The 2793-nt window shown below is 69.2% G+C and carries 5 protein-coding genes; all 5 read left to right on the plus strand.

The annotated features are described in order from the left end of the window. Positions 1 to 172: elongation factor Ts (gene tsf, locus FDZ70_08860; protein TLM71364.1), on the plus strand; the 172-nt coding region annotated here is incomplete at its 5' end. Positions 173 to 302: 130 nt separating this feature from the next. After that, entirely contained in the window at positions 303 to 1028 is a 726-nt protein-coding gene (locus FDZ70_08865; protein TLM71365.1) for a UMP kinase, read from the plus strand. After that, entirely contained in the window at positions 1025 to 1582 is a 558-nt protein-coding gene (locus tag FDZ70_08870; GenBank protein TLM71366.1) for a ribosome recycling factor, read from the plus strand. Before FDZ70_08865 ends, FDZ70_08870 begins: the two co-directional genes overlap by 4 nt. Before the next feature lie 12 nt (positions 1583 to 1594). Further along, complete coding sequence (locus tag FDZ70_08875; protein ID TLM71367.1) at positions 1595 to 2368, plus strand: isoprenyl transferase; 774 nt, start codon at positions 1595 to 1597, stop codon at positions 2366 to 2368. Next, positions 2245 to 2793 (plus strand): hypothetical protein (locus FDZ70_08880; GenBank protein TLM71368.1); only part of this gene is annotated, 549 nt, incomplete at its 3' end. The genes FDZ70_08875 and FDZ70_08880, both read left to right, overlap by 124 nt.

A 2793-nucleotide genomic window follows, 5' to 3' on the forward strand; every position in this document is an offset into this window, starting at 1 on the left:
CGGCCGCCTCGACAAGTTCTTCAAGGAGTTCTGCCTTCTCGAGCAGGGCTTCGTCAAGGATCCGGATGTCACGATCGCGGACGTCGCGAAGCGTGTGTCGGGCGAGGCGGGTGCCGAGGTCGGCGTGGTGCGCTTCACGCGCTTCGTGCTCGGCGAGACGCAGGAGTCCTGACCTGCGGCACGAGTGCTAGACTCTCGCATAGCCGCTTTCCGGCGGGCCGGTCCCACAGCGGACCGGCCCGCGGACTATCCGGCCAGCATGAGCGGCAGCCTCCGCAGGCCGGCCCGAAGAGGGGAGACGCGTGACCGAGTACATGTACAAGCGCGTTCTGCTCAAGCTGTCCGGTGAAGCGCTCATGGGCGACGCCGGCTACGGTGTGGATCCCAAGGTCCTCGACGAGCTGTCGCCCCAGATCAAGGCACTCGTCCGCGGCGGCGCCGAGGTCGCCATCGTCGTCGGCGGTGGGAACATCTTCCGCGGGCTGGCGGCCGCGTCCTCAGGGATGGACCGCGCGCAAGCGGACTTCATGGGCATGCTGGCCACCGTCATGAACGCCCTCGCCCTCCAGGACGCGCTCGAGCGGCACGGCGTCTTCACCCGCGTCATGTCGGCCATCGAGATGCAGGCGGTCGCCGAACCCTACATCCGCCGCAGGGCGATCCGACACCTCGAGAAGGGCCGCGTCGTCATCTTCGCGGCCGGGACGGGGAACCCGTACTTCACCACCGACACGACCGCGGCGCTGCGGGCGCTCGAGATCGGCGCGGACTGCATCATGAAGGCCACGAAGGTCGACGGCGTCTTCGACAAGGACCCCGAGGTCCACCCCGACGCCATCAAGCACGACCGGCTGACCTACATGGACGTGCTGAACGGCGGCCTCAAGGTCATGGACAGCACCGCGATCTCATTGGCCATGGACAACGGCCTGCCGATCATCGTGTTCAACATCCGCACCAACGGCAACATCGAACTGGCGCTGTCCGGCGCCGCGGTCGGCACCATCGTCACGGGAGGTACCACGTGATCACCGACATCATCAAGGACGCCCGCGAGCACATGGACAAGTCCATCGGCGCCCTCGGGCACGAGTTCGGTGGCGTGAGGACCGGGCGCGCGTCGGCGGGCCTGTTCGAGAAGGTCACCGTCGAGGCCTACGGCTCGACCATGCCGCTCAACCAGGTCGCCTCCATCAAGGTCCCCGAACCGCAGATGGTCGTCATCGAGCCGTGGGACAAGACCGTCATAGGCGCGATCGAGCGCGGCATCCAAGCGTCCGACCTCGGCCTGAACCCGAGCAACGACGGGCAGGTGATCCGCGTCCCGTTCCCTGCGCTCACGGAGGAGCGCCGGCGCGAGCTCGTCAAGCTGTGCAAGCACTACGCCGAGGAGGCCAAGGTCGCGTGCCGCAACATCCGCCGCGACGCGAACCACAAGCTCGAGAGGTTCGAGCAGGGCGGCGAGTGCTCCGAAGACGACTTCCGCCGCGCCGAGACCGAGGTGCAGAAGCTCACGGACTCGCACATCGCCCAGATCGACGAGATGCTCAAGCGCAAGGAAGCCGAGATCATGGAGGTGTGACGCCTCCGCATCATGGCCGACGACCGTTCACGACAGCAGTTCTTCTCAGGCAGGCGGGGTGCGGAGTTGCTCGCGCAGTTCGAGCCCGCGCGCACCCCTCGGCACGTCGCCGTCATCATGGACGGCAACGGGCGCTGGGCAGCGAAGCGCGGGTTGCCGCGCATGGCGGGGCACAAGGCCGGCGTGAAGGCGGTCCGCGAGGTGATCGCCGCTGCCGTTGAACTCGGCGTCGAAGTCCTCACCATCTACTCGTTCTCCTCGGAGAACTGGCGCAGGCCCGCCGACGAGGTCGGCGCGCTCATGGACCTGTTCGTCGAGGTGCTTGAGCGCGAGGTCGTCCAGCTCGAAGGTCTCGGCGTCCGCGTTCGCGTCATCGGGCGCACGGCGGACCTCCCGCCCGCCACGCGCGCAGCTTTCGAACGTGCCGAGGCCCGCACCGCCGACCGCGACGCCATGACACTGTGCGTCGCGCTCAACTACGGCGGCAGGATGGAACTCGCTGACGCGGCACGCGCCATCGCGGCCGACGTCGCCGCGGGCGCGTTGGCGCCCGCCGAGGTCGACGAGGACGCGGTCGCGGCGCGGCTCTACACCGCCGGGCTGCCCGACCCCGACCTGCTCGTGCGCACCAGCGGCGAGCTGCGAGTCTCGAACTTCCTGCTGTGGCAGATCGCCTACGCCGAGATGTGGGTCACCGCGGTGCTGTGGCCCGACTTCCGCCGCTACGACCTGCTCCGTGCCGTGGTCGACTACCAGCACCGCGCGCGGCGCTTCGGGGGTGCGTGACGCCCGTGCCCGAGCGCCGCCAGCCGAAGCCCGTCAGCATCCTCGTGCGCGTGGGTGTTGCGTGCGCGTACGGCGCCGTCGTGCTCGCCGCCGTACTGTGGGGCGGGGTCGCGGGCGTCGCGGCGCTCTACGCCGTCGTCGCGACCGTCTCCGTCGTGGAATTCTACGAGATCACGCGCCGCGAGCACCGCACCCCGAACGAGCTGTTCGGCGCGATCGCGGTGGCGGCCATGCCGATCGCCGCTGCGGTCGCCGACCTCAAGGGGCTGGCGACCGTCGCGGCCGTGCTCATCGTCGCGGCGCTCCTGTGGCACCTGCTCTTCGCGCGCGTGCGCACGTCCGATACGGCAACGACCGTCTTCGGCGCGGTCTACGTCGGCTTCACACTCTCGCATCTCGTGCTGCTGCGCCGGCTCCCGCTCGCT

The organism is Actinomycetota bacterium (assembly GCA_005774595.1).
Classification (GTDB): Bacteria; Actinomycetota; Coriobacteriia; order Anaerosomatales; family D1FN1-002; genus D1FN1-002.

What these genes read in the sequence shown, in the direction of transcription:
- FDZ70_08875 (TLM71367.1), top strand. Translation starts at nt 1,595, where the DNA reads ATGGCCGACGACCGTTCACGACAGCAGTTCTTCTCAGGCAGGCGGGGT.